Annotated in this window: 19 protein-coding genes; 8 read left to right on the forward strand and 11 right to left on the reverse strand. The window is 72.0% G+C overall.

Annotated elements, in window-relative coordinates; genetic code table 11:
- Window positions 1-203 precede the first annotated feature (203 nt).
- On the reverse strand, window positions 204-1,019 hold the full coding sequence (locus ABR737_RS37220; protein WP_350255575.1) for a class I SAM-dependent methyltransferase: 816 nt from the start codon (window positions 1,017-1,019) through the stop codon (window positions 204-206).
- A gap of 152 nt (window positions 1,020-1,171) precedes the next feature.
- A complete protein-coding gene (locus ABR737_RS37225; RefSeq protein WP_350255576.1) occupies window positions 1,172-2,653 on the reverse strand; it encodes a bifunctional phosphatase PAP2/diacylglycerol kinase family protein in 1,482 nt (493 codons plus the stop codon).
- Between the two features lie 177 nt (window positions 2,654-2,830).
- Between ABR737_RS37225 and ABR737_RS37230 the strand changes: the two genes are divergently transcribed.
- Together ABR737_RS37230 and ABR737_RS37235 are read left to right on the forward strand one after the other, a co-directional pair.
- On the forward strand, window positions 2,831-3,280 hold the full coding sequence (locus ABR737_RS37230) for a GNAT family N-acetyltransferase (RefSeq protein ID WP_350255577.1): 450 nt from the start codon (window positions 2,831-2,833) through the stop codon (window positions 3,278-3,280).
- Between the two features lie 152 nt (window positions 3,281-3,432).
- Window positions 3,433-4,647, forward strand: coding sequence for an aminotransferase class I/II-fold pyridoxal phosphate-dependent enzyme (locus tag ABR737_RS37235; RefSeq protein WP_350255578.1), 1,215 nt, complete (start codon window positions 3,433-3,435; stop codon window positions 4,645-4,647).
- 140 nt (window positions 4,648-4,787) lie between these two features.
- Here the strand turns inward: ABR737_RS37235 and tsaD are convergent, their stop codons facing one another.
- Window positions 4,788-5,861, reverse strand: a complete 1,074-nt coding sequence (gene tsaD, locus ABR737_RS37240) for a tRNA (adenosine(37)-N6)-threonylcarbamoyltransferase complex transferase subunit TsaD (protein WP_350255579.1) — start codon at window positions 5,859-5,861, stop codon at window positions 4,788-4,790.
- A 333-nt stretch (window positions 5,862-6,194) separates the two neighbouring features.
- Between tsaD and ABR737_RS37245 the strand changes: the two genes are divergently transcribed.
- Window positions 6,195-7,691, forward strand: coding sequence for an amino acid permease (locus tag ABR737_RS37245; protein ID WP_350255580.1), 1,497 nt, complete (start codon window positions 6,195-6,197; stop codon window positions 7,689-7,691).
- Here the strand turns inward: ABR737_RS37245 and ABR737_RS37250 are convergent.
- From ABR737_RS37250 to ABR737_RS37265, 4 genes are all read right to left on the reverse strand, one after another.
- Window positions 7,621-8,688 carry a fatty acid desaturase family protein gene (locus ABR737_RS37250; protein ID WP_350255581.1) on the reverse strand — a complete coding sequence of 356 codons (1,068 nt, stop codon included), beginning with the start codon at window positions 8,686-8,688 and terminating at the stop codon, window positions 7,621-7,623. The two genes, ABR737_RS37245 and ABR737_RS37250, sit on opposite strands and share 71 nt — an antisense overlap.
- 210 nt (window positions 8,689-8,898) lie before the next feature.
- Window positions 8,899-9,366 carry an NUDIX hydrolase gene (locus ABR737_RS37255; RefSeq protein WP_350255582.1) on the reverse strand — a complete coding sequence of 156 codons (468 nt, stop codon included), beginning with the start codon at window positions 9,364-9,366 and terminating at the stop codon, window positions 8,899-8,901.
- A gap of 116 nt (window positions 9,367-9,482) precedes the next feature.
- Window positions 9,483-10,166, reverse strand: a complete 684-nt coding sequence (locus ABR737_RS37260; RefSeq protein WP_350255583.1) for a GNAT family N-acetyltransferase — start codon at window positions 10,164-10,166, stop codon at window positions 9,483-9,485.
- 282 nt (window positions 10,167-10,448) lie between these two features.
- Window positions 10,449-10,922, reverse strand: coding sequence for an SseB family protein (locus tag ABR737_RS37265; protein ID WP_350255584.1), 474 nt, complete (start codon window positions 10,920-10,922; stop codon window positions 10,449-10,451).
- Window positions 10,923-11,306: 384 nt separating this feature from the next.
- Between ABR737_RS37265 and ABR737_RS37270 the strand changes: the two genes are divergently transcribed.
- From ABR737_RS37270 to ABR737_RS37280, 3 genes are all read left to right on the forward strand, one after another.
- Entirely contained in the window at window positions 11,307-11,732 is a 426-nt protein-coding gene (locus tag ABR737_RS37270) for an OsmC family peroxiredoxin (protein ID WP_350255585.1), read from the forward strand.
- 242 nt (window positions 11,733-11,974) lie between these two features.
- Window positions 11,975-12,811, forward strand: coding sequence for a M55 family metallopeptidase (locus ABR737_RS37275; RefSeq protein ID WP_350255586.1), 837 nt, complete (start codon window positions 11,975-11,977; stop codon window positions 12,809-12,811).
- A gap of 450 nt (window positions 12,812-13,261) precedes the next feature.
- On the forward strand, window positions 13,262-13,696 hold the full coding sequence (locus ABR737_RS37280; protein ID WP_350255587.1) for a nuclear transport factor 2 family protein: 435 nt from the start codon (window positions 13,262-13,264) through the stop codon (window positions 13,694-13,696).
- Window positions 13,697-14,062: 366 nt separating this feature from the next.
- Here the strand turns inward: ABR737_RS37280 and ABR737_RS37285 are convergent, their stop codons facing one another.
- Window positions 14,063-14,878, reverse strand: a complete 816-nt coding sequence (locus tag ABR737_RS37285) for a helix-turn-helix transcriptional regulator (protein WP_350255588.1) — start codon at window positions 14,876-14,878, stop codon at window positions 14,063-14,065.
- A gap of 203 nt (window positions 14,879-15,081) precedes the next feature.
- Between ABR737_RS37285 and ABR737_RS37290 the strand changes: the two genes are divergently transcribed.
- Window positions 15,082-15,393 carry a 4a-hydroxytetrahydrobiopterin dehydratase gene (locus ABR737_RS37290; protein WP_350255589.1) on the forward strand — a complete coding sequence of 104 codons (312 nt, stop codon included), beginning with the start codon at window positions 15,082-15,084 and terminating at the stop codon, window positions 15,391-15,393.
- 90 nt (window positions 15,394-15,483) lie between these two features.
- On the opposite strand, the gene ABR737_RS37295 is transcribed toward ABR737_RS37290, so the two are convergent.
- The 3 genes from ABR737_RS37295 to ABR737_RS37305 form a co-directional block, all read right to left on the reverse strand.
- Window positions 15,484-16,431 carry a YihY/virulence factor BrkB family protein gene (locus ABR737_RS37295; protein WP_350255590.1) on the reverse strand — a complete coding sequence of 316 codons (948 nt, stop codon included), beginning with the start codon at window positions 16,429-16,431 and terminating at the stop codon, window positions 15,484-15,486.
- A gap of 210 nt (window positions 16,432-16,641) precedes the next feature.
- On the reverse strand, window positions 16,642-18,021 hold the full coding sequence (locus tag ABR737_RS37300) for a cryptochrome/photolyase family protein (protein ID WP_350255591.1): 1,380 nt from the start codon (window positions 18,019-18,021) through the stop codon (window positions 16,642-16,644).
- A gap of 161 nt (window positions 18,022-18,182) precedes the next feature.
- Window positions 18,183-19,331 carry a DUF1266 domain-containing protein gene (locus ABR737_RS37305; protein ID WP_502964530.1) on the reverse strand — a complete coding sequence of 383 codons (1,149 nt, stop codon included), beginning with the start codon at window positions 19,329-19,331 and terminating at the stop codon, window positions 18,183-18,185.
- Between the two features lie 119 nt (window positions 19,332-19,450).
- On the opposite strand from ABR737_RS37305, the gene ABR737_RS37310 reads away from it, so the two are divergent.
- Window positions 19,451-20,362 (forward strand): class I SAM-dependent methyltransferase, encoded by a 912-nt coding sequence (locus tag ABR737_RS37310; RefSeq protein WP_350255593.1) that lies wholly within the window; start codon window positions 19,451-19,453, stop codon window positions 20,360-20,362.
- Window positions 20,363-20,369: the final 7 nt, after the last annotated feature.

Consider the following 20,369-nt stretch of genomic DNA (forward strand, 5'->3'; position numbering starts at 1 on the left):
TGGGTGCCCAGGGCGACGGAGCCTGACCCCGGGGCGACGGAGCCTGCCCCCCGGGTCTGTGGCGCGGCTCCTGGCCCGCGGCTCGCGTGCCGGAGCCCTGCCCCGGGGCGGCGGTGCAGGTCACCCGGGCCCGCCGGACCCCGCCGGCAGGGCCCGGGGACCTGTCACTCCGGTCGTCCCGGCTGTCCCGCTCGTCCCAATCGTCAGACGCGGCAAAGGATCTCGCCGTGCAGGATGCCGAACCAGCCGTCCTCCTCGGCGCCCCATGCCCGCCAGACCTGGGCGATCCGGTCCAGTTGTTCCGTTGTGGCGTGCCCGCCGTCCACCGCGATCCGCGCGTAGGAGGAGCTGACCGTACGCTCCGCCCACAGCTCGCTCCACCAGGAGCGCTCCTGAGGGGTGTGGTAGCACCAGGTGCCCGCGGTGGCGGTGATCGCGTCGCGGGTGAAACCGGCCTGCCGTGCCCAGGCGTGCAGCCGGCGTCCGGCGTCCGGTTCGCCTCCGTTGGCGCGGGCCACCCGCAGATACAGCTGCAGCCAGTCGGCCATCCCGTCGACCTCCGGGTACCAGGTCATGGCCGAGTAGTCCGAATCCCGGACGGCGACGATCCCGCCGGGCTTGGTGACCCGGCGCATCTCGCGCAGCGCCTGGACGGGGTCGCCCACGTGCTGCAGCACCTGATGGGCGTGCACCACGCAGAAGGTGTCATCGGGGTAGTCCAGTGCGTGGACATCGCCGACCGCGAAGCGGACGTTCGTCAGGCCCCGGTCGGCGGCGGTGGCGCGCGCCTGCCGCAGTACGTCCGGTGCGTGCTCCAGGCCGGTGACCTGACCGTCCGGCACCAGGGCCGCCAGGTCGGCGGTGATGGTGCCGGGGCCGCAGCCGACGTCCAGGATCTGCATGTGCGGCCGCAGCGAGTCCCGGAGGTATCCGGCCGAATTGTCGACGGTGCGCCAGGTGTGGGAGCGCAGAACGGACTCGTGGTGGCCGTGGGTGTAGACAGCGGATTCCTGCGGCATGACCGGCTCCTTCGCATGCGGGGGAGCGGTGGCCGGGGTGCGCGCGGCATCCCGGCCACCGCCCCGGCGGCCGCACGTACCCCGCGCGGCCGCTCTGCGGCGTGGTGATCACACCGTACGCCGCAATCTCGCATCATGAGAGTGTGGTCTCATTATTCGGGCAGGAGGCGGTAGACCGTCAGCGCTTCGTTCTGCTTGTCCAGCGTCAACTCTGCCGGAGCGGGGGCCACTTCACCGTCGAAGGCCAGCGTCGTGCCCTCCGGGAGCCCGCTGATCCGCAGTCGGGACAAACGCGCCTCACCGAGCACCGGAGAGCTGCGCGGGGTGCCCAACAGGGCCGCGGCGAGCAGCCGGGTGCGGGCCAGCCGGCCACCGTGCACCACCCGCACATCGAGCACCCCGTCCGCCAGGTCGTGCCGGCGCACCGGAGCGAACCCCAGCCCCCGGTACTGACAGTTGCCGGCGAACAGCAGCCACACGGCCCGCCGCTCGCCATTGATCGTGAGGGTCAGCGGCTCGGCGGTGCGCAGCACCTCCCACGCCGCGAGCACCCCCGCGGGCCAGGCGCCGATCTTCCCGGCCCACCGCTCCCGGATCCGCACCAGCTCCGGATACGCGCCGATCGAGAAGGTGTTGAGGAAGTGCCGCGCCTCCGGATGCGGCCCGGCCCGGAAGCGCGCCACGTCCACCGCGACGGCCTCACCGGTCTCCACGGCGCGTGCCGCCGCCGCATAGGTCTCGATCCCGAGGTCGTACGCAAAGTGGTTCAGGGTGCCGCCGGGCAGCACCGCGAGCGGCAGCCCGTGCCGGAGCGCGACCTCCGCCGCGGCATTGACCGTGCCGTCCCCGCCGAGCACTCCCAGCGCACCGCCCAGTGCCTTGGCTCGCTCCGCGGCATCTTCCAGGGCCTTGTCCAGAGGCTCCCCGTCCGGCCCGCTGCACACCGTCACCTCGGCCTGCGGCAGCACCCCGTGCACCTCCTCGGCGCGGTCCGGGCCGGGGCCGGTGCGCTGTCCCGAGCCCTGGTTCGCCACCACGACCAGCCCCCGGCCGCCCGGCAGCGCGGGCGCCTCGGCGCGCGGCCGGGCGGGCGGCGCCAGCTGGGCGCGGGTCGGCGCGAAACCCCGGACCGCGAACGCCGCACCGGCCCCCAGCGCGGCACCCGCCAGCACATCACCCGGATAGTGCACGCCCGTATAGACGCGGGAGAACGCCACGGAGGCGGCGACCGGCGCCAGCGCCAGGCCCCACCACTTGTTCTCGAAGGCCACACCGGTCGCGAAGGCCACCGCCGAGGCCGCGTGCCCGGACGGGAACGAGGAGGTGATGGGCTGACGGTGCAGCTGCCGTATGACCGGTACCGCCTCCAGCAGCGGTCGCTGGCGCTGCACCGAGCGCTTGCCGAGCGTGTTCACCGTCGCCGACGCCACGGCCAGCGAAGCCACCCCGCGCAGCGCCGCCCGGCGCATCGGCCGGCCGCCCATCGCGGCCGCGCCGGCCGCGATGCCGAACCACAGCAGTCCGTGGTTGGCGCTGCGGGTCAGCTTGGGCAGGACCCGCTGTGCGCCCGGCCATTCGCGGGAGGCGATGAGGTGGAAGGTCCGCCGGTCGAGTTGGGGAAGTAGCGATCGCATGCGCCCTCTTGTACCCCAGACTCGCCGTAACAGGCAGGAAGGGGCTGATGGGGGGCGGTGCGCGGCGTTCGCGGGGTGGCGCGGGGCCCCTTGCGGCGGGGTGGTGCGTCGCCGTGGCGGGGCGGTCCGTGTGCCCCGTCCGCCCCCCGCCCCGACCATCCATGCTTCGCTGTCGGGATGATCAGGAAACGGCGCGACACCGACCTCGACGCCTGTGTGGCGCTCCTGGCCGAGGTGCACACCCACAGCGGCTATCCGCACCACTGGCCGGACGATCCGGCGCGCTGGCTGGCCCCCGACTCGCTGACCGCCGCCTGGGTCGCCGAGACGGACGGCACGGTCGTCGGCCACGCGGCGCTGTGCGGAGTCGAGGTCAGCCGGTTGTGTGTGGCACCCGCCGCCCGCGGCGCGGGCCTCGGCGGACGGCTGCTGCGCACCGTCGAGACGGCGGCGGCCGCCCGTGGACTGCGCCCCGTACTGGAGGTGAAGGCCACCGACACCGCGGCCATCGGCCTCTACGAGCGGCTGGGCTGGATCCGCCGCGCCACCGAGCGGCAGGTGTGGGGCGGCGGTGAGGTGGTGAGGGTGCATCGCTACGAGTCCGCCGCGGCGGACCCGGGGCATTGAGTGCGGGTCCCGCCCCGCGCTGACGTGTCGCCCCGCCGCCACCCCCGCCATCTGCCAAGGTGGTCGGGGCCCTAGGGGGCATCCCCCTCGGGCGAGGTCTCCCTCGGGCGAGGGCCCACGATCGACCCGCCGTCGTGGAGTGGAGGTAACGGATGCAGCGGACCGCCCCGGATCCGGAGCGGGAGCCGGAACCGGATCCGCCGGAGGGCCTGCCGGTCCTGCCGGCGCTCGCCGCGTACCTCTCCGCGGCAGCGGACCGCACCGAGGCCGAGCCCGCAGGCGGCAGCGCGCCACTGCGCACCGCCGCCTGCGGCTACTGGGAACGCCGCGGCCTGGCCACCACCCCCGACCGGGTCCTCGCCGCCCCCGGGGCGCCGGCCCTGCTCCTCGCGCTGTACGCCGCGACCGACGGGGCGGTGGTGCTGCCGCGGCCCTGCTCCGAGTGGTACGCGCCGCCTGCCCGGCTGCTCGGGCGGCCGGTGCATCTCGCGCCGGTACCGGCGGAATCGGGCGGTGTGCCCGACCCGTTCGCGCTGCTGGAGACCGTTCGCCGAGCCCGGATGCACGGCGACAGCCCGCGCGTCCTGGTGCTGTCCGTCGCCGACGAAACGACCGGCACCGGCCCTGCGCCCGAGCAACTGCACGAGGTCTGTGAAGCGGCGGCGCAGGAAGGGCTGTGGATCATCAGCGACGAGACGCGCCGCGATCTGCTGCACGACCCGCATGACACCGTGCTGCTCAGCCCCGCCGAGATGCTGCCGGGCGAGGCCGTGGTGCTCACCGACCTGCGGGCCACGCTGGTCCCCTCCTCCTGGCCGGCCGCGCTGGCCCGCTTCCCCGGTACCGACCGCGGAGCCGTCCTGCGGGCGGCCACCCTGGACGCGCTCACCGCGGTCCCGGTGCCGATTCCGGGGCCGGTCGGCTGCGCTGTCACCCATGCGCTCGGCGAACCCGACGAGGTGCGCGCCCGTACGGCCACCGCCGCCCGGGTGTACGGCATCCTCGCCGCGGCGCTCCACCACACCATCACGGAGGCCGGCGCCCTCTGCCGCCCGCCGCACTCCGGCAGCTATCTCTACGCCGACCTCGAACCGCTGCGCCGGCCGATGGCAGCCCGCGGAACCGTGGAATCCCGCGCGCTGGAGCGGAAGTTGGCGCCCTGGGGGGCGCGTGGCGGACACCGCTTCGGCGACCCGCCGGGTGCCCTGCGGGTACGGCTCGGCGTCGAGGCGCTGCTCGGCGCCGACCGGGAGCTGCGGCAACGCGTCCTGGCCGCGCCGGACCCGCTGGAACTCCCGCACGTCACCCAGGCGTTGACCGCCCTGTCGCGGGCGCTGGCCGGACTGACGACGTCCGCCGACGGCTGATCACCGCCGGGCCCCGCCCGCCCGCCGCCGGGTCCCGCAGCCGCCCGCCGGCTCCCGCCCCGCCGCCGGCTCCCGCCCCCACCGCGGCCCGCAGCCCGCCAGATCCCGCCGGATACGACCTGGACCTCGGTCTGCGGTGGTCAGGCGGGAACGTTCACGGCGGCAGCACGGCCGACCGGATGCAGTGCGGCGTACTCCAGGGGCGCCGACGGATCGATCGAGACATCCAGCGGCGCCGGTTCGGCGCCCGCCCGGACCAGCAGATCCCCGATGGCGGCGATCATCGCGCCGTTGTCGGTGCACAGCCGCAGCGGCGGCACCCGCAGGGTGATCCCGGCGGCGGCGCAGCGCTCCTCCGCCAGGCTCCGGACCCGGGAGTTGGCGGCCACCCCGCCCACCACGACGAGGGTGCCGACGCCGTGGGTGGTGCAGGCGGCCACCGCCTTGCGGGTCAGGACGTCGGCAACCGCCTCCTGCAGCCCGGCCGCTCCGTCCGCCACCGGCAGGGCCCGGCCGCGCTGCCGCTCCGCCCATCGTGCGGCGGCGGTCTTCAGCCCCGAGAACGAGAAACCGTAGGGATCATCACGAGGCCCGGTCAGCGGACGCGGGAAACGCACGGCCCCCGCGTCGCCCTCGCGCGCTGTCCGGTCGATGGCCGGCCCGCCGGGGTAGGGGAGCCCGAAGACCCGGGCGACCTTGTCGAAGCACTCGCCGGCGGCGTCGTCCAAGGTGTCGCCGAGGTGCACGATCGGGTCGCGGGCCAGGTCGCGGACGAGCAGCAGCGAGGTGTGGCCGCCGGAGACGATCAGCACCACGCAGGGATCGGGCAGCGGACCGTGCTCCAGGGTGTCGGCTGCGACATGGCCCGCCAGATGGTGCACCCCGTACAGCGGCACGTCCAGCGCGTACGCCAAGCTCTTCGCCCCGGCCAGCCCGACCTGGAGCGCACCGGAAAGCCCCGGCCCGGTCGTCACCGCGACCGCCCCGACATCCGACATCCGCAGCCCGGCCTCGTCCAGCGCCCGGTGCATCACCGGGGTGAACGAGTGGCCATGGGCGCGGGCCGCGATCTCCGGCACCACGCCCCCGAACCGGGCGTGCTCGTTCATGCTCGACGCCACGGCGTGCCCCAGGAGCCGGCCGTTCCGCACCAGGCCGGCGCCCGTCTCGTCACAGGACGACTCGATGCCCAGCACCACGGGTGTCCCACGCATGCCGTTCTCCCTTCGCACACCGCGGCTCTGCGGCCAGGGTAATTGCTTATTGCGATTGACTATCTATTGCACATGATATGCAATAAGTGGGCCCATTCAGGGAATCCTGCCGTCCGCCTGAGAGACCGCAGATCTTTCACCTGAAGGCCCCTGTGACGCGAGCATTCACGGCGATTTTGAAGCGTGCCGCCGATCCGGTGACCATGTGCACCGGTCCGGCGCACCGGACAGCCTGGCACGACGAGAGATGCGCCCCACATGCACCGCAGCCCTGCCGCTCAGCCCCCCGAGACCGGCTCTGACCTGCACACTCAAGGCAAGTCACCGTTTCGGATGAGCCTGTTCACCGCCACCTGTCTGGTGATGGGAAACATCATCGGTGGCGGCATCTTTCTGTTGCCGGCTTCGGTCGCCCCGTTCGGCACCGTCAGCCTGGTCGCCTTCGGCGCGCTGACCATCGGTGCCCTCGCCCTCGCCCTGGTCTTCGGGCGGCTCGCCGAGCGCCACCCGGACACCGGAGGCCCCTACGTCTACGCGCGCGAGGCGTTCGGCGACTTCGCCGGATTCCTCTCCGCATGGTCGTACTGGACCATGACCTGGGTCAGCAACGCGGCGCTCGCGGTCGCCATCGTCGGCTACGTCCACGTCCTGCTCCCCGGCCACCCCTCGCGCGGCGCCGACCTCGTGATCGCCCTCGGCGCGCTCTGGCTGCCGGCCGTCGCCAACTTCGCCGGCACCCGCTACGTCGGCCTGGTGCAGACGATCTCCACCGTCCTCAAGTTCATCCCGCTCCTCTTCATCGCCGTCGTCGGCCTGTTCTTCTTCGACCCAGCCAACCTCGGCCCGTTCCACGAAGGCAGCGGCAGCGTGGCCGGCGGGATGTCCGCGGCCGCCGCGATCCTCCTCTACTCCTACGTCGGTGTGGAGTCCGCCGCGATGAGCGCGGGCGAGGTCCGCGACCCGGAGCGGAACGTCGGCCGGGCCACCGTCCTCGGCACCATCGGCTCCGCCGTCGTCTACCTCCTGGGCACCGTCGCCGTCTTCGGCACCGTCACCCACGACAAGCTGGTGAAGTCCCAGGCGCCGTTCTCCGACGCGGTGAACGCCATGTTCGGCGGCCACTGGGGCGGCACGGTCGTCGCGCTCGCCGCCGTCGTCTCGATCATCGGCGCCCTCAACGGCTGGACCCTGATGAGCGCCCAGTCCCCGTACGCCGCCGCCAAGGACGGGCTGTTCCCCGCGCCGTTCCTGACCAAGCGGCGCGGTGTCCCGACCTTCGGCGTCCTGGCCGCCGGCGTGCTGGCCAGCGCCCTCACGGTGATCAACTACCTCATCGGGTCCGGCGGCGTCTTCGAGATCCTCGTCCTGATCACCACCTTCTCGGCGACCGTCCCCTACCTCCTCGCCGCCGGCGCCCAGGTCTACTTCCTGCTCACCGGCCGCCGCGACCAGGTCCGCCCCGCCCGCTTCGCCCGCGACCTGACCCTCGCCCTGACCGCCTTCGGCTTCACCTTCTGGCTCGTCGCCGGCGCCGGCTACGCCGCGATCTACCAGGGCGTGCTCTTCCTGTTCGCCGGCATCCTGGTCTACGCCTTCATGGCGGCCCGGCGTACGGCGCGGCAGGCGGAGACCGCGGAGACCCTGGGCACGGCGGAGACCGCGGACGCGACGGACTCGGCGGACGCGGCGGACACGACTGCTCCCACCGCCACGACTGCCCCCACGGCCACGACTGCCCCCACGGCCACGACGGCTGTGCCTACGCCCGCGGCGTCCGAAGTGGTTCCCCCACCCGCCGCAAGTGCCGCAGCGCCTCCGCGTACGACCTGATCAGCCCCGTCTCGTGGTACGGGACACCGATCTCGGCGCAGTAGGCGCGCACGATCTCCTGTGCACGGCGTAGATGCGGCGTCGGCATGCTGGGGAACAGGTGGTGCTCGATCTGGTAATTGAGCCCGCCGAGGAGGAAGTCGGTCAGCACTCCGCCCCGGATATTGCGCGAGGTCAGCACCTGACGGCGCAGGAAGTCCGGCCGTGCGTCACCCGTCAGCGTCAGCATCCCCTTGTGGTTGGGCGCAAAGGTGGACCCCAGATACACACCGAAGACGGCCTGGTGGACGAGGAGGAAGGCCAGCGCCTTACCGGGTGACAGCACCAGGAACAGGGCGGCGAGATACAGGCCGATGTGCGTCAGCAGCAGCGTCGCCTCGCTGCCCCAGTGCTTCATGGTGGGCGACCGCAGCGCACGGATGCTCGCCACCCGCAGATTGAACCCTTCCAGCGTCAGCAACGAGAAGAACAACTGCGCCTGATAACGGCCGATGAGGCGGGGCAGCCCCTTGGCGGCCCGCGCCTGGTCCTGCGACCACACCAGGATGTCCGGCGCGACATCCGGGTCCAGCTCCTCATGGTTGGGGTTGGCGTGATGCCGGGTGTGCTTGTCCATCCACCAGCCGTACGACATGCCCACACCCAGGTTGCCGAAGAGCCGCCCGCCGATCCCACTGGGCCGACGCCGACGGAACACCTGCATATGCGCCACGTCATGGGTGACCAGCGCCATCTGCCCGAAGACGAACGCCAGGAACACGGCCACGGCCAGTTGCCACCAACTGTCGCCCAGCGCGAAGAACACCACCCAGCCCCCTGCGAACGCCGCGCTCACGGCCGACAGCCGCACCGCGTAGTACCCGGGCCGGCGCTGTAGCAGCCCGGCCGCGACGATGCGCCGCGACAGCCGCGCAAAGTCGCTGCCGACGGGGGTTGCCGTACCGGCGGGGGCTGCCTTACCGGTGGTTGGGGAAGGGGTCTCAAGACTCGTCGTCATACGGACGAGTCTTCTGGCGCGGCGCCCGCCCAGACAGCCGGTTGGCCCCCGTCCGGAGCGCCGGTCCGCCCCCGGGCCGACGGCCGGTCCACCCCCGCATCGATGGCAGGCCCACCCCCGGGTCGACAGCAGGCCCACCCCATGTCCGGGCGGGGGTTACCACCACCGGAGGGGTGCTTGGAGGCCGGGTGCTTGGAGGCCGCGAAACCTCTACGCGAAATCGGCTGCTTCCGGCTCGGAGCCAAGGCCGATGCCGTGCGGCAAGCCATCGCCGTGACCGGCACCCCCACGCCGAACCCCGGACACAAACAGGCGGAGAGCATCGGTGGCCGGCGGCGACAGCGCGGAGTCCCGTAGGTCCGCCACAGGGGTCCAGATCGCCGCGTCGGTGGAACCACCGATCTCGGTCACCGCGGGTGACGCGGACCTGAGGCCGACGGCGTAGAACAGTGCGGTGAGGCGCCAGCTGACTCCGTGTCGCTGAGCTGCGTAGGTCCGCGCGTCGAGCAGTTGAGCAGTAGTGAGTTCGAGCCCTGTCTCCTCCCGGAGCTCACGGCCCAGAGCCTCCACGGGCTGCTCGCCAGGATCGATTCCGCCACCCGGCAGGTGCCACAGCCCTGGCCTGAAGACCGGTGACGCGTCAGACAACCGGGCCACGAGCAACCGGTCGTCCTCCACCGCGATGGCGTATGGCGAAACACGGGTCCGCCCGCGAACATCCACCGCTCCCGCCCCCTCCGCGGCAAAGCCGGCAGGCGGGAACTCCAGCCCTCACGAAGTTCGGTTTGTGCTGCTTAACCCAATGACTGAGCGAGCCCCAGCCGAACGCTCAACTGACCACAGAGCTCCCGGAATCCGAGCGCGGCCGCCACCCGTCGGGAGGCCTCGGGCCGCGCACGCCACTGCGGCAGCAGACCGGCGTCAAGCGCGTGGGCCACCGCCTCGGAGGCCACCCGCCGCGCCAGACCGCGCCCTCTTTGCTGCGGAGCAGTCAGCACACACAGATGCGCCGTCGACACCGGCCACCTCCGATATCCCGCGGCAGCCACGACCTCAGGACCGTCACGCACCACGAACACCGGAGAGTCGATCTCGTCGATGCCGCTCTCGGCCGCATCTTCCGCCCCCGCCAACCCTGCCAACGCCCGCAGGTCACCATGGCCCGGCGGCAAACACCCGGCCGCCGCCCCACCGACCTCAGGGCGGAAGCCGTCTTTCGCGAGGTAGGCGAGCGTGGCGGGGCCGAGTACGTCGACCACGGGCAGCAGCGCCCGGAGCGTGCCGGGGCGCATCAGGGCCTCAACCGACTCCACCTGCGTGTCCGCCACCGCACGACGGAACAGCAGCGCCTGAGCCTCGTCCGGCACCGTGATCACCGCGGCATCGCCCAGCCTCGCGATCCCCGCCCAGCCAGGCGGACACAGCCGTGACGCGGCAGAGACAACGATCACGACCCCGCCGCCCGACGGGAACGACACAGGGGCCTCCGCCACCTGCTCCCAGAGCCTCCGCGCACGGGCCAGTAAGTCGTCTGTCATGACCTGATCCTGCCACTTACCGATCGTGTCAGCACGAGGTGCGGAGATTCCTTAAGTGGACGATGCTGAAGGCGAGTTGGAGCAGGTCGGCTGGAGAAAGGTCAGTTGGAGCAGGGCAAAAGGGTGCCCGGTGCTGTTCCGCGGGTTGCGCGGCGGACAGTGCTCTCATTCGGCCCGGGGAGGCGGCGGACCGGGCTCTCCGTTGGATCCGTTGGTGCCTCCTTACGCGCCCTCCATTCCCTCCGCGCCGGCCTCGCCGGGCCGGCCGACCGCGTCATCGGCGTGCCGGCTGAAGACGGGCAGCGCCCGTACCAGGTCCGGGGGAAGGGCGAGGCCCTGCTCGGAGGACGGGTCGACCGCCATCCACAGGTCGTCCGCCGGCCAGTTCGCGGCCAGGTCGACGACGGGGATGCGGAGCGCGGTCTCCAGGTCGCCCCCGGCTGTCAGCAGGGCATTCTCGGTCGTGAAGACGGGGACGTATCGGTTGCCGTCCTGTTCGATCACCGGCAGGGAGACAGCGCCCTCGGGGCGCTCCTCCTCACCCTCGGCCGGCGGCGCCTGCGGCAGCAGAGCCACACTGGCGGCGAGCTCGACCAGGGCGGCCTGGGTGTCCGCCGCCTCCGCTGCGGACTGTGTGCCGTCGGTGGAAGCCTCTCCGGCGGGGGGCGCGTTTTCGTCTGGGGTCAGGGGGCTCATGGCTTGTCCTCTCGTCGGCGTTGCTCACCGGCCACCCGCTCGACACGGGTCGCGCGGTTGCCGCAGTCGCCGCCGGATGCCGCCCAGCGGCATGGGGCCGGGGCAAGCGTGGCAATACCTCCAAGGCTAAGCCGCCCCACGTTCTCCGCAACGTTCCCGGTCAGGGGACCGGCGATGACCACAATCGGCCTGGTCAGGCGGTTGGTCAGGCTGCTGGTCAGGTGGCCGGCTGGTCGGGCGACGCCTCTCGAGTGCGGTCGGACCGCTGAGCCGGGTGGCGGGTGCGGCGCGTCGTAAACCCGGGCGGACCGCCCCAGGGCGGACGATCGGACAGCCGACGTCATCCGTACGCGAGACGTCATCCGTACACGGAAAGGGTTCACCATGGCCACTACACGTAACGCTCACACCGAGTGGGAGGGCGAGCTCTTCAAGGGCCTGGGGGAGGTCACGCTCGACTCCTCGGGAGTCGGTCACTTCCCCGTGACCTGGGCTTCCCGCGCCGAGGAGCCCAATGGGAAGACCAGCCCCGAGGAGCTGATCGCCGCCGCCCACTCCAGCTGCTTCTCCATGGCCCTGTCGAACACGCTCACCGGGGCCGGCAACCCACCGACGCTGCTCACGACGAAGGCCGCGGTCACCTTCCAGCCCGGCACCGGCATCACCGGAATCCACCTCACCGTGGAGGGTCAGGTACCCGGCATCGACGAGTCCGCCTTCAAGTCCGCGGCCGAGGACGCCAAGGTCAACTGTCCCGTGAGCCAGGCCCTCACCGGCACCACCATCACCCTCACCGCCACCCTGGTCTGACCCCGCGAACGCGACACCCCGCCCCCTCTCCACTCCGGTACGAGGGGGCATTCGTCCACCTGGGCTGATTCGGCGCATGGCGCGCTGGGCTGACGTTCGAGCTCGCCCAACCGGGCCCGCAGATACAGGAGTTCGCCCAAATGCCCGGCAAGGCTCGTGTCCGAGTCCAGGAACCGGGCGAGGAACGCTCAACGTCTCCCAAGCGATCAAAATTGAGGCTTGAAGCTTGAGGAGTATGCGAAGTGCGGATCTACATCAGCGCGGACATGGAAGGCATCACCGGGCTCGTCGACGCCGACGACGTCCAGCCCGGCGGGCGGGATTACGAGCGCGGACGTCTGATGATGGCGGAGGACGTCAACGCCGCTGTCCGCGGTGCCCTGGCGGCAGGTGCCACCGATATCGTCGTCAACGATGCACACGGCCCCATGCGCAATCTGGTGCCCGAGACGCTGCACCCGGAGGCCCGCCTCATCCGCGGCAAGCCCAAGCACATGGGCATGCTCGAAGGCCTCACCCCCGAACACGACGCCATGATCTGCGTCGGCTACCACTCTCGAGCCGGCACGCTCGGCGTGTTGAGCCACAGCTTCATGGGACACGAGATCGAGGACATACGGCTGGACGGCCTGCCGGTGGGCGAGATCGGCCTGACCCACGCCACCGCAGCGACGCTCGGCGTGCCCATGGTGGCCCTCACCGGAGACGACAGCGCCTGCACGGAGACCTTGGCGTGGGACGATTCCGTCACCACCGTTGCCGTGAAGAGTGCACATGACCGCTTCGCCGCGAAGTTACGGCCGGCTGCAGAGGCACACCAAGCGATCGAGGAAGCGGTCACGGCCAGTCTCTCCGCGACGCGGAAAGCGCCCCGGCGCGCCGCGACTTCGGGCTCGTCGACCCTCAGAGTCCGCTGGCAGTCATCCTCGGTGGCATCGACGCTTCTGGGAATCCCCGGAGTCACCTCCGTGGACAGCCGCACCGTCCAGTCGGAAGGCCAACTCCCCACCCTCTACCGCCTCTTCGGCGTATGGATGCGGGTAGCGGCATCCCTTACCGGCCAAGCGCCGTACTGCTGAACATCGCACCTGTCGTGCCCTGCGCACCCGTCGTCCTAGTCCCACGATCAGATGCGGCTGGAGACTCCGGCATGGGTAAGCGGGTGCCCGGAACATCCTGCGGCCGTGGGGAGCACCTTCGCCTGAACGAGCTGGGGCGTGCCCGTCATGTCTGCGGGGGCGCTCTCCTCCGACTGGGACGTCGGTACTGCGGCGCTCAGCCTGGATGAGTGACCGTTGGTCTGTGGCTCCCCGATCGGCTTCCTACGCGCAGGTTGGTTCTTTGACCTGTACCGAAGTCCTGCCCCTGCCGCGTCTGCCATTACCTCCTGGGTAATCGACCCCCATCCCGCCACCCGGCAAGGTGAAGTCATCGGTTCACGGGCCGGCGCACTCCGGCCCGTGAAGCGGTATCGGCAACGGTGGCCGGTATCGGTGCCGTTCGGGTGTCATCAGGAGCAGGGGTACGTCATGACTCAGCAGGAGAAGCAGGGCAAGCAGGAGCAGAAGGTTGTGCAGGAGTCCTCGGGCGCGGGGGAGTGGTACGCGGCGGCGGTTGCACGGTACTTCGAGGCGTGGAATGCGACGGGGGAGGGGGAACGGGGTAAGGCTGTCGCGGCGGCCTTTGGTGAGGATGCCACGTATACCGATCCGTTGGCCGATGTTGCGGGGCACGAGGGGCTGGTGGCGGTTATTGCGGGGGCGCATGTGCAGTTCCCCGGGTTCGTGTTCCGGCAGTTGGGCGGCGTGGACGGGCACCATGACATTGCGCGGTTCGGGTGGGAGCTGGTCAGTGTGGCGGATGGGTCGGCGCCGGTGGCCGGGTTCGATGTGGTGCGGTTGGGGGAGGACGGGCGGATTCGGTCCGTGTGCGGGTTTCTGGACCGGGTGCCGGCGGCAGTCTGAGCCGGTTGTGTGAGCCCGGCGGGTGACCTGTCGTGTGACCCGGCGTGTGCGCCTCTGTCGGGAAGGCCATCGGGGGAGGTCGTCGTCCGGCCCGCCGTCCCGGCCGCCCGCCGTCCCGGCCGCCGCCGTCCAGTCGCGCTGTCCGGTTCCGTTGTCCGGCTCCGCCGTCTGGTCGTCTGAGCTGCCCGACCTGTAGGAGCCGACCCGGCCGCCCGAGCTGCCTCAGCCTTCCGTGTGGCCCGGGCCTTCCGTGACGGCCGGGCCGTCCGTACTGCCCGGGCCGTCCGGTGCGGGTCGGGCTGTCGCGTACGGGCGGCGGTCGTCCCGTACGGTCGGCGGCCGTCCGGCCCGGGCGGCCGCCGACCGCTACAGGCCCGCGTCCCGCAGATACGCCGCCGTTTCCGGATCAGCCGGGAGAAGGGTCTCCACTGCCAGCTCGGAGACGGTCACATCCATCGGGGTGTTGAAGGTGGCGATGGTCGAGATGAAGGACAGGACGGTGTGGTGGTGTTCGAGCATCATGGGGAGGGCGAAGGGGGCGTGTTCGCCGGAGGCTGCTTTCTCGCGGCCGCCCGGGGGGAGGGGGTAGGCGCTCACCTCGTCGTAGAGCGCGCGCAGGCGGGAGGAGCGCATCAGGGCCAACTGGCGTTCCATCTGGGCGAGGAGGTGGCTGCGCCATTCCAGGTAATTGCGGATGCGGGGGGCCAGGCCGTCGGGGTGCATGGTGAGGCGCATGGAGTTCAGTGGGGGCTGGAGGAGGGCGGGGGCGATGCCGTCCAGCAGCAGGGTGACGCCGCGGTTTGCCGCCTGTACGTGGTAGGTCCCGTCGACCACCAGGGCGGGGAAGGGCTCGTAGCCGGTCAGGAGGCGTTCCATGCCGGAGCGCAGAGCGGCCATCGACGGGTCGTCCAGCGGTGTCTCCGGGAAGGTCGGGGCGTAGCCGGCCGCGATCAGCAGGGTGTTGCGCTCCCGTACGGGGACGTCGAGGTGTTCGGCGAGGCGCAGCACCATTTCCTGGCTGGGGCGGGCGCGGCCGGTCTCGATGAAGCTGATGTGGCGGGCGGAGGAGTCGGCACGCAGGGCCAGTTCCAGTTGGCTGATCCGGCGCCGGTCGCGCCATTCGCGCAGCAGGGAGCCCACACCTGTGGTCGTCTCCGGCGAGGACGCCGCAGCAGTTGTCATGGGAGGGACGGTAGCCGAGGGCCGGTGCCGGTGGGTGTACGGGAGCGGCGCGTGCCGTGGGTGCGCGAAAGTGTCGTCGGCGTGCCAGGCTGGAAAGGTCGCGGCCGCCGCGGTCGGGGTCGAGACGTATGCATATACATGCGTAACCAAGCGTATCGGGAACCGGCTCATCGGCGGCCGGCACACGGGGAGAGGCGAACGCCATGACTGCTCAGCTGGAACCGCTCAGCTTCAAGGAGATCGAGGATCGCCTCGCGGAACTGCCCGGCTGGTCCGTCGAGGGCGGGATGCTGTGCCGTGGCTACGCCTTCCACGGGCACTTCCCGGCTGCCGCCATGGTCATCCATATCGCGCAGATCCAGGAGGAGTTGGGCCATCACGCCGATCTGACGCTGGGGTACAACCGACTCGCGGTCTCGGTGAACACCCACAGCATCGGCGGACGGATCACTCATCTCGACTTCGGGCTGGCTCACCGGATCGAGGCGATCGCGCCGGGGCATGGAGCCCGCTGACCCGCCCCCGGAGGTATGGAGCGCGCCGATCCGGGGCGGAGGGGCACGGAGCCCGCTGATCCGCCACCCCGGGACCGCCCCGCGCCGCCCTCAGCTCCCCGAGCGCGGCCGTACCACCACCCGCCCCGCGCGGGCCAGTTCCACATTGAACTGAGCGCCGGACAGCAGCGACAGATGGGAGAACCACAGCCAGATCAGGAACACCACCGGGCCCGCGAGCGAACCGTAGAGCCGGTTGAAGGTGCCGACGTACGAGGTGTAGGCCGCGAAGCCGGCGGAGGAGACCAGCCAGAGGAGTACGGCGACGATGCCGCCGGGGGCCGCTCTGCGCACGCCGCGGGAGCTGGGCGGGCCGGAACGGAACAGCACCATCGCCAGCACCGTGGCCAGGAGCAGCAGCAGCGGCCACTTCAGCAGGTTCCAGGTCGCCTCGCCCGCCTCGCCCAGCCCGACGGCCCGGCCCAGTGCGGTCGCGATCGGCCCGCTCACCAGCAGTGCCACCGCGCTGCTGATCAGCAGGGCCATCAGCAGCAGCGCCGTCATCAGAATCCGCGGTGCCTTGCGCCACGGCGGGCGGTCGTCCTTGGTGCGGTTCATGGCGTGCAGCGCGCGGCGGAAGACGGCCAGATAGCTGCAGGACGACCACAGGGCGCTGACCAGGGCGCCGCCCAGCACCACCCAGGCGGCGGTGCGCTGATGTGCCATGCCGACCAGCGCACGGTGCACGGTCGGGCCCGACTGGGCCGGTGCGATCGACGTGATCTGGTTGATGAGCTGCTCGGTGGCCGCCGGATCGGCGAGACCGATCAGCGACACCGTGACGATCAACGACGGCAGCAGCGCCAGCACCGAGTAGTACGTCAGGCTCGCGGCCCAGTCCGTCACATCGTCGTGCCACACCGACGACGGTGTATGGCGCAGTGCGGTACGGAGCTGGGCCCACGTCGGCAGCGCGGCCGGCTGCCTCGGCCCCGCCGCCCCGAGTGCGCGGTCCAGCAGCGTCCGGTCCAGCCCGCGGCGCATACCGCTCCCGGCCATGTCGTATCCGTCCTCTCCGTCGTATCCGTCGTATTCCGCCCTGCATCATCTCCTGGCACGGATGCCGCCCACGACACGGCTGCCACCGATGACGCGGATGCCGCCGCCGAAGCGTATGCCGCCCACGACGCGGCGACCGTCCGCGGACCCCGGCTACTCGGGCTCAGCTGCTCCGGCCCCGGCTACTCCACCCCGGCTGCGCCACCCCCGCTACTCCAGCCCCCGTGCCCGCTTGAACCGCACCAGCCCGTCCGCCAGGTCCACCACGGGATCCGGATAGTCGCACGCCGCGCGCTCCGGCCCGGTCAGCTTCCACGGCTGGTGCACCGCCGCGCCCGCGAGGCCGGCCAGCTCCGGCACCCAGCGCCGTACGTACTCGCCCTGCGGGTCGAACCGTCTGGCCTGGACGAGCGGATTCAGCACCCGGTTGGGGCGGGTGTCGGTGCCGGTCCCGGCCACCCACTGCCAGTTGAGCTGGTTGTTCGCCATATCGCCGTCCACCAGCCAGTCCAGGAAGTGCCGTGCCCCCACCCGCCAGTCCACGTACAGTGTCTTGGTCAGAAAGCTCGCCACCAGCATCCGCGCGCGGTTGTGCAGCCACCCCTCGTGCAGCAGCTGCCGCATCCCCGCATCGACCACCGGATAGCCGGTGCGGCCCTCCTTCCAGGCCGTCACCTCGGCGTCGTCGTACCGCCAGCGGTCGCCCTTGGTGCGATAGTCGGCGCTTGCCGCGCCGGGGCGGGCCGCCAGTACCTGATGGTGGAAGTCCCGCCAGGCCAGCTGCCGTACGAACGCTTCGGCACCGGCGTCCGGGCGGGCCGACGCCTTGTGCACCAGCTCCACCGGCGAGAGGCAGCCGAAGTGCAGATAGGGCGAGAGCCGTGACGTGGCATCGCCCGGCAGGTCGTCCTGCCGGTCCTGGTAGTCGGCCATGCCCGAGCGCTGCCAGGCCCCGAACCGGCGGCGCCCCGCCCGCTCGCCGCCCTCCGGGAGCGCGGGCGACGGTTTCCCGCCCGGGCACAGGTCCGCCGCCGACGGCAGGTCCTCGGACCGGACCCCGTCCGGGACCCGTACGGACCGAGGCGCGAGCAGCACCGACCGCAGCCCCGCGGCCTGCCAGCGCCGGACGTACGGCGTGAAGACCGCGAAGTGGTCCTTGCCCGGGCCGGAGGGCAGCACCGCGGCGGGCGGCAGTGCCGTGATGACCGCGTCGTGCACCACCAGCGCCCGCCCCGCCGCCGCCAGCCCCTCGGACAACCGCCGTTCCCTGCGCAGCGCGTAGCCGCTCACCCCGGCCGCGAGATGCACCTCACCGGCTCCGGTCTCGGCCGCCACCCGGCAGGCCTCAGCCACCACATCCCCCGTACGGATGACCAGCCGACCCCCGCAACCGCGCAGCCCGGCATCGAGATCCGCCAGCGCGCCGGCCAGGAATGCCGCCCGGTTGGGCACCATGAACCCCGCGTCAGCGACCCCGGTATCGACGACGAACAGCGGTACCACCTGCGCCGCGGAGCGCAGCGCGGCATGCAGCACCGGCTGGTCGTGCAGCCGGAGATCGGAGCTGAACAGGCAAACGGCTACATCCATGCCCTACGTCTACACCGAACCCGGACCCGAACCCGGACCGCGCGACCGTCCGACGGGGCGCGCCCCCGGAGGGCGACCCGCTCCCCGGCAGGCGACCCGCGCCCCGTCAACCGACGCGCCCCATCAAGCGACAGGCCCGCCGTCAAGCGAAGCTGCCCCCGTCAAGCGAACGGCAGTCCGCGCCACGGCGACGCCGGGTCCTGGGTGAGGACCCGGTGCAGGTGCACGGCCTGCGTGTACTCCGGCCCGAACCAGCCGTTGTCGAACGCCAGCATCCGTCCCAGCGCATAGCCCGCGGCGAACTCCTCCCACGAGCCGTACACCTCCCTGGTCTTCGCGCCGGCCTGCGTCACGGCCTGTTCGGCCTGCTGCGGTGCGCACAGCCGGGCGCCCAGGCCCCAGCGGACGAGAGTGACGGCATGCGCAAGGTCCAGCGCGACGAGGGACACGACATGGCCGTCGGCCGGCAGCAGTCCGTCGGCGCGGAACCGCTCTTCGTACCTGGTCACGAGCTCGGGGACGGCCGACGCGGCGGCCGTGTCCGGGGAGCCCGACCCGGCCCCATCGGTCCGGTCCTTGTCCGTCGCGTCCGTCGCGTCTGTCGCGTCGGTCGTGTCCGCCTCGTCCGCCGTGCGCGTCCCGTCCGCGGCGGCCCCGCCGCTGCGTCCGCCGGCCCGCCCCCGCAGCGCCGCCTCCGTCTCCGCCGGTACGAACTGCCCGCCGAGCAGCTGGTCCAGGCGCTGCTGCCAGCCGGCGGGGTCGGTCACCGACCACTGTTCGCGCAGCGTCTGTGCGTCGGCGGCGTGATCGAGAAAGGCCGTGCCGAGTTCGTTCCACGGCACGCTGTGGTGTACCGCGAGCGGCGCACCGCACGCCAGCCCCTGCGCGACGGGGCCGTGCAGCGGACCGCCGAAGTGCGTGACGAGCAGGCCGCCGGGCCGGGCCCCGACCTGGGCGCGCCGCTGCAGCCAGCCGGCGCGGTGGGCGGGGGAGGCGGCCAGGTACACGGCGCAGGGCGTCCCGGGGTTGACCGCGAGGCGCCACTTGTCGTTCGGCCAGTCCTGCGCCAGTTCCTCCAGTGAAACCCGGTCGAAGAACTGCTGCGGCTGCCACGGCGGCAGCATGCCGCGGGTCAGGACGGGAATGCACTTACCACCCGCCGCCGGGTCGTCGTAGACGGGCAGCGGATCCTGGCCCTGCTGCGGTGCCGCCAGATACAGATCCTCACCGGCGATCGCCGCGATCTGACCGTCCCAGTCACCACGCGCCGTCGCTTCGTACAGCCGCCGCTCGGTATCCGTCGGCGGTATCCATCCCGGAGTAGCCACGGGCCAGACCCTACGGTTGCGCCCTTACCCGCCGGAATCCGGGGTTGCCGGAGCGGCAACGCGGATTGCACGCGTACGACCGGTAACGGAGGCTCGATGTCATGAGCAACGACGAACGGCCCGCACGCGGGCACGGTCCTCAGGACACGGCGCAGATCGACTGGGAGGTGTTCGGCCCGCTCCTCGAACGGGGCGCCGAGCTGCACCTGCCGCTCTACGAGCAGGCCGCGGCCTGGCTGCGGCAGCTCCTCGTCGGGACGGCCGCGGCCGGCGACCAGGGGGTGGACCGGGTGCTCGACGTCGGCAGCGGGCCGGGCGTCGTCAGCTGTCTGCTGGCCCAGGCCTTCCCCGCCGCCGAAGTGGTGGCCGTGGACGCGAGCGCGGCACTGCTGGAGCGGGCACACGCCCGGGCCGGGCGCCTCGGCCTCGGCGACCGGGTCCGTACCCATCTCGCCGAACTCCCGGACGGGCTGGACGCCCTCGGCGGCGCCGACCTCATCTGGTCCGCCAGGACCCTGCACCACGTCGGTGACCAGCGTGCCGCGGTCGCCGCCCTCGGCGCTCATCTGCGGCCCGGCGGGCTGCTCGCCGTCACCGAGGGCGGTCTCGCCCCCCGCTTCCTGCCGCGCGACATCGGCATCGGGCGCCCGGGGCTGCAGTCCCGACTGGACGCGGCCTGCGAGGACTGGTTCGTGGAGATGCGCGCGGCGCTGCCCGGCGCCGTCGACGACACCGAGGACTGGCCCGCCTTCCTCGCCGACGCCGGCCTGCGCACCCCGCGCACCCGCAGTTTCCTGCTGGACCTGCCGGCCCCGCTGACCGACGAGGCGCGCGCCTACGTCCAGGACACCCTGATCCAGGGGCTCGACCTGTACGGCGACCGGCTGGACGAGGACGACCACACCACCCTCGCCCGCCTCGCCGACCCCGATGACGCCGTCGGTATCGTCCGCCGCCCCGATGCCTTCGTGCTGTCCGCGCAGACCGTCCATACGGCCCGCGCGCAGCAGTAGGCGGTCA

This window comes from Streptomyces sp. Edi2 (assembly GCF_040253635.1).
Lineage (GTDB): Bacteria > Actinomycetota > Actinomycetes > Streptomycetales > Streptomycetaceae > Streptomyces.

What these genes read in the sequence shown, in the direction of transcription:
- ABR737_RS37220 (WP_350255575.1), bottom strand. Translation starts at nt 1,019, where the DNA reads ATGCCGCAGGAATCCGCTGTCTACACCCACGGCCACCACGAGTCCGTT.
- ABR737_RS37310 (WP_350255593.1), top strand. Translation starts at nt 19,451, where the DNA reads ATGAGCAACGACGAACGGCCCGCACGCGGGCACGGTCCTCAGGACACG.
- ABR737_RS37235 (WP_350255578.1), top strand. Translation starts at nt 3,433, where the DNA reads ATGCAGCGGACCGCCCCGGATCCGGAGCGGGAGCCGGAACCGGATCCG.
- ABR737_RS37290 (WP_350255589.1), top strand. Translation starts at nt 15,082, where the DNA reads ATGACTGCTCAGCTGGAACCGCTCAGCTTCAAGGAGATCGAGGATCGC.
- ABR737_RS37285 (WP_350255588.1), bottom strand. Translation starts at nt 14,878, where the DNA reads ATGACAACTGCTGCGGCGTCCTCGCCGGAGACGACCACAGGTGTGGGC.
- ABR737_RS37270 (WP_350255585.1), top strand. Translation starts at nt 11,307, where the DNA reads ATGGCCACTACACGTAACGCTCACACCGAGTGGGAGGGCGAGCTCTTC.
- ABR737_RS37230 (WP_350255577.1), top strand. Translation starts at nt 2,831, where the DNA reads ATGATCAGGAAACGGCGCGACACCGACCTCGACGCCTGTGTGGCGCTC.
- ABR737_RS37300 (WP_350255591.1), bottom strand. Translation starts at nt 18,021, where the DNA reads ATGGATGTAGCCGTTTGCCTGTTCAGCTCCGATCTCCGGCTGCACGAC.
- ABR737_RS37245 (WP_350255580.1), top strand. Translation starts at nt 6,195, where the DNA reads ATGAGCCTGTTCACCGCCACCTGTCTGGTGATGGGAAACATCATCGGT.
- ABR737_RS37225 (WP_350255576.1), bottom strand. Translation starts at nt 2,653, where the DNA reads ATGCGATCGCTACTTCCCCAACTCGACCGGCGGACCTTCCACCTCATC.
- ABR737_RS37280 (WP_350255587.1), top strand. Translation starts at nt 13,262, where the DNA reads ATGACTCAGCAGGAGAAGCAGGGCAAGCAGGAGCAGAAGGTTGTGCAG.
- ABR737_RS37295 (WP_350255590.1), bottom strand. Translation starts at nt 16,431, where the DNA reads ATGGCCGGGAGCGGTATGCGCCGCGGGCTGGACCGGACGCTGCTGGAC.
- tsaD (WP_350255579.1), bottom strand. Translation starts at nt 5,861, where the DNA reads ATGCGTGGGACACCCGTGGTGCTGGGCATCGAGTCGTCCTGTGACGAG.
- ABR737_RS37265 (WP_350255584.1), bottom strand. Translation starts at nt 10,922, where the DNA reads ATGAGCCCCCTGACCCCAGACGAAAACGCGCCCCCCGCCGGAGAGGCT.
- ABR737_RS37250 (WP_350255581.1), bottom strand. Translation starts at nt 8,688, where the DNA reads ATGACGACGAGTCTTGAGACCCCTTCCCCAACCACCGGTAAGGCAGCC.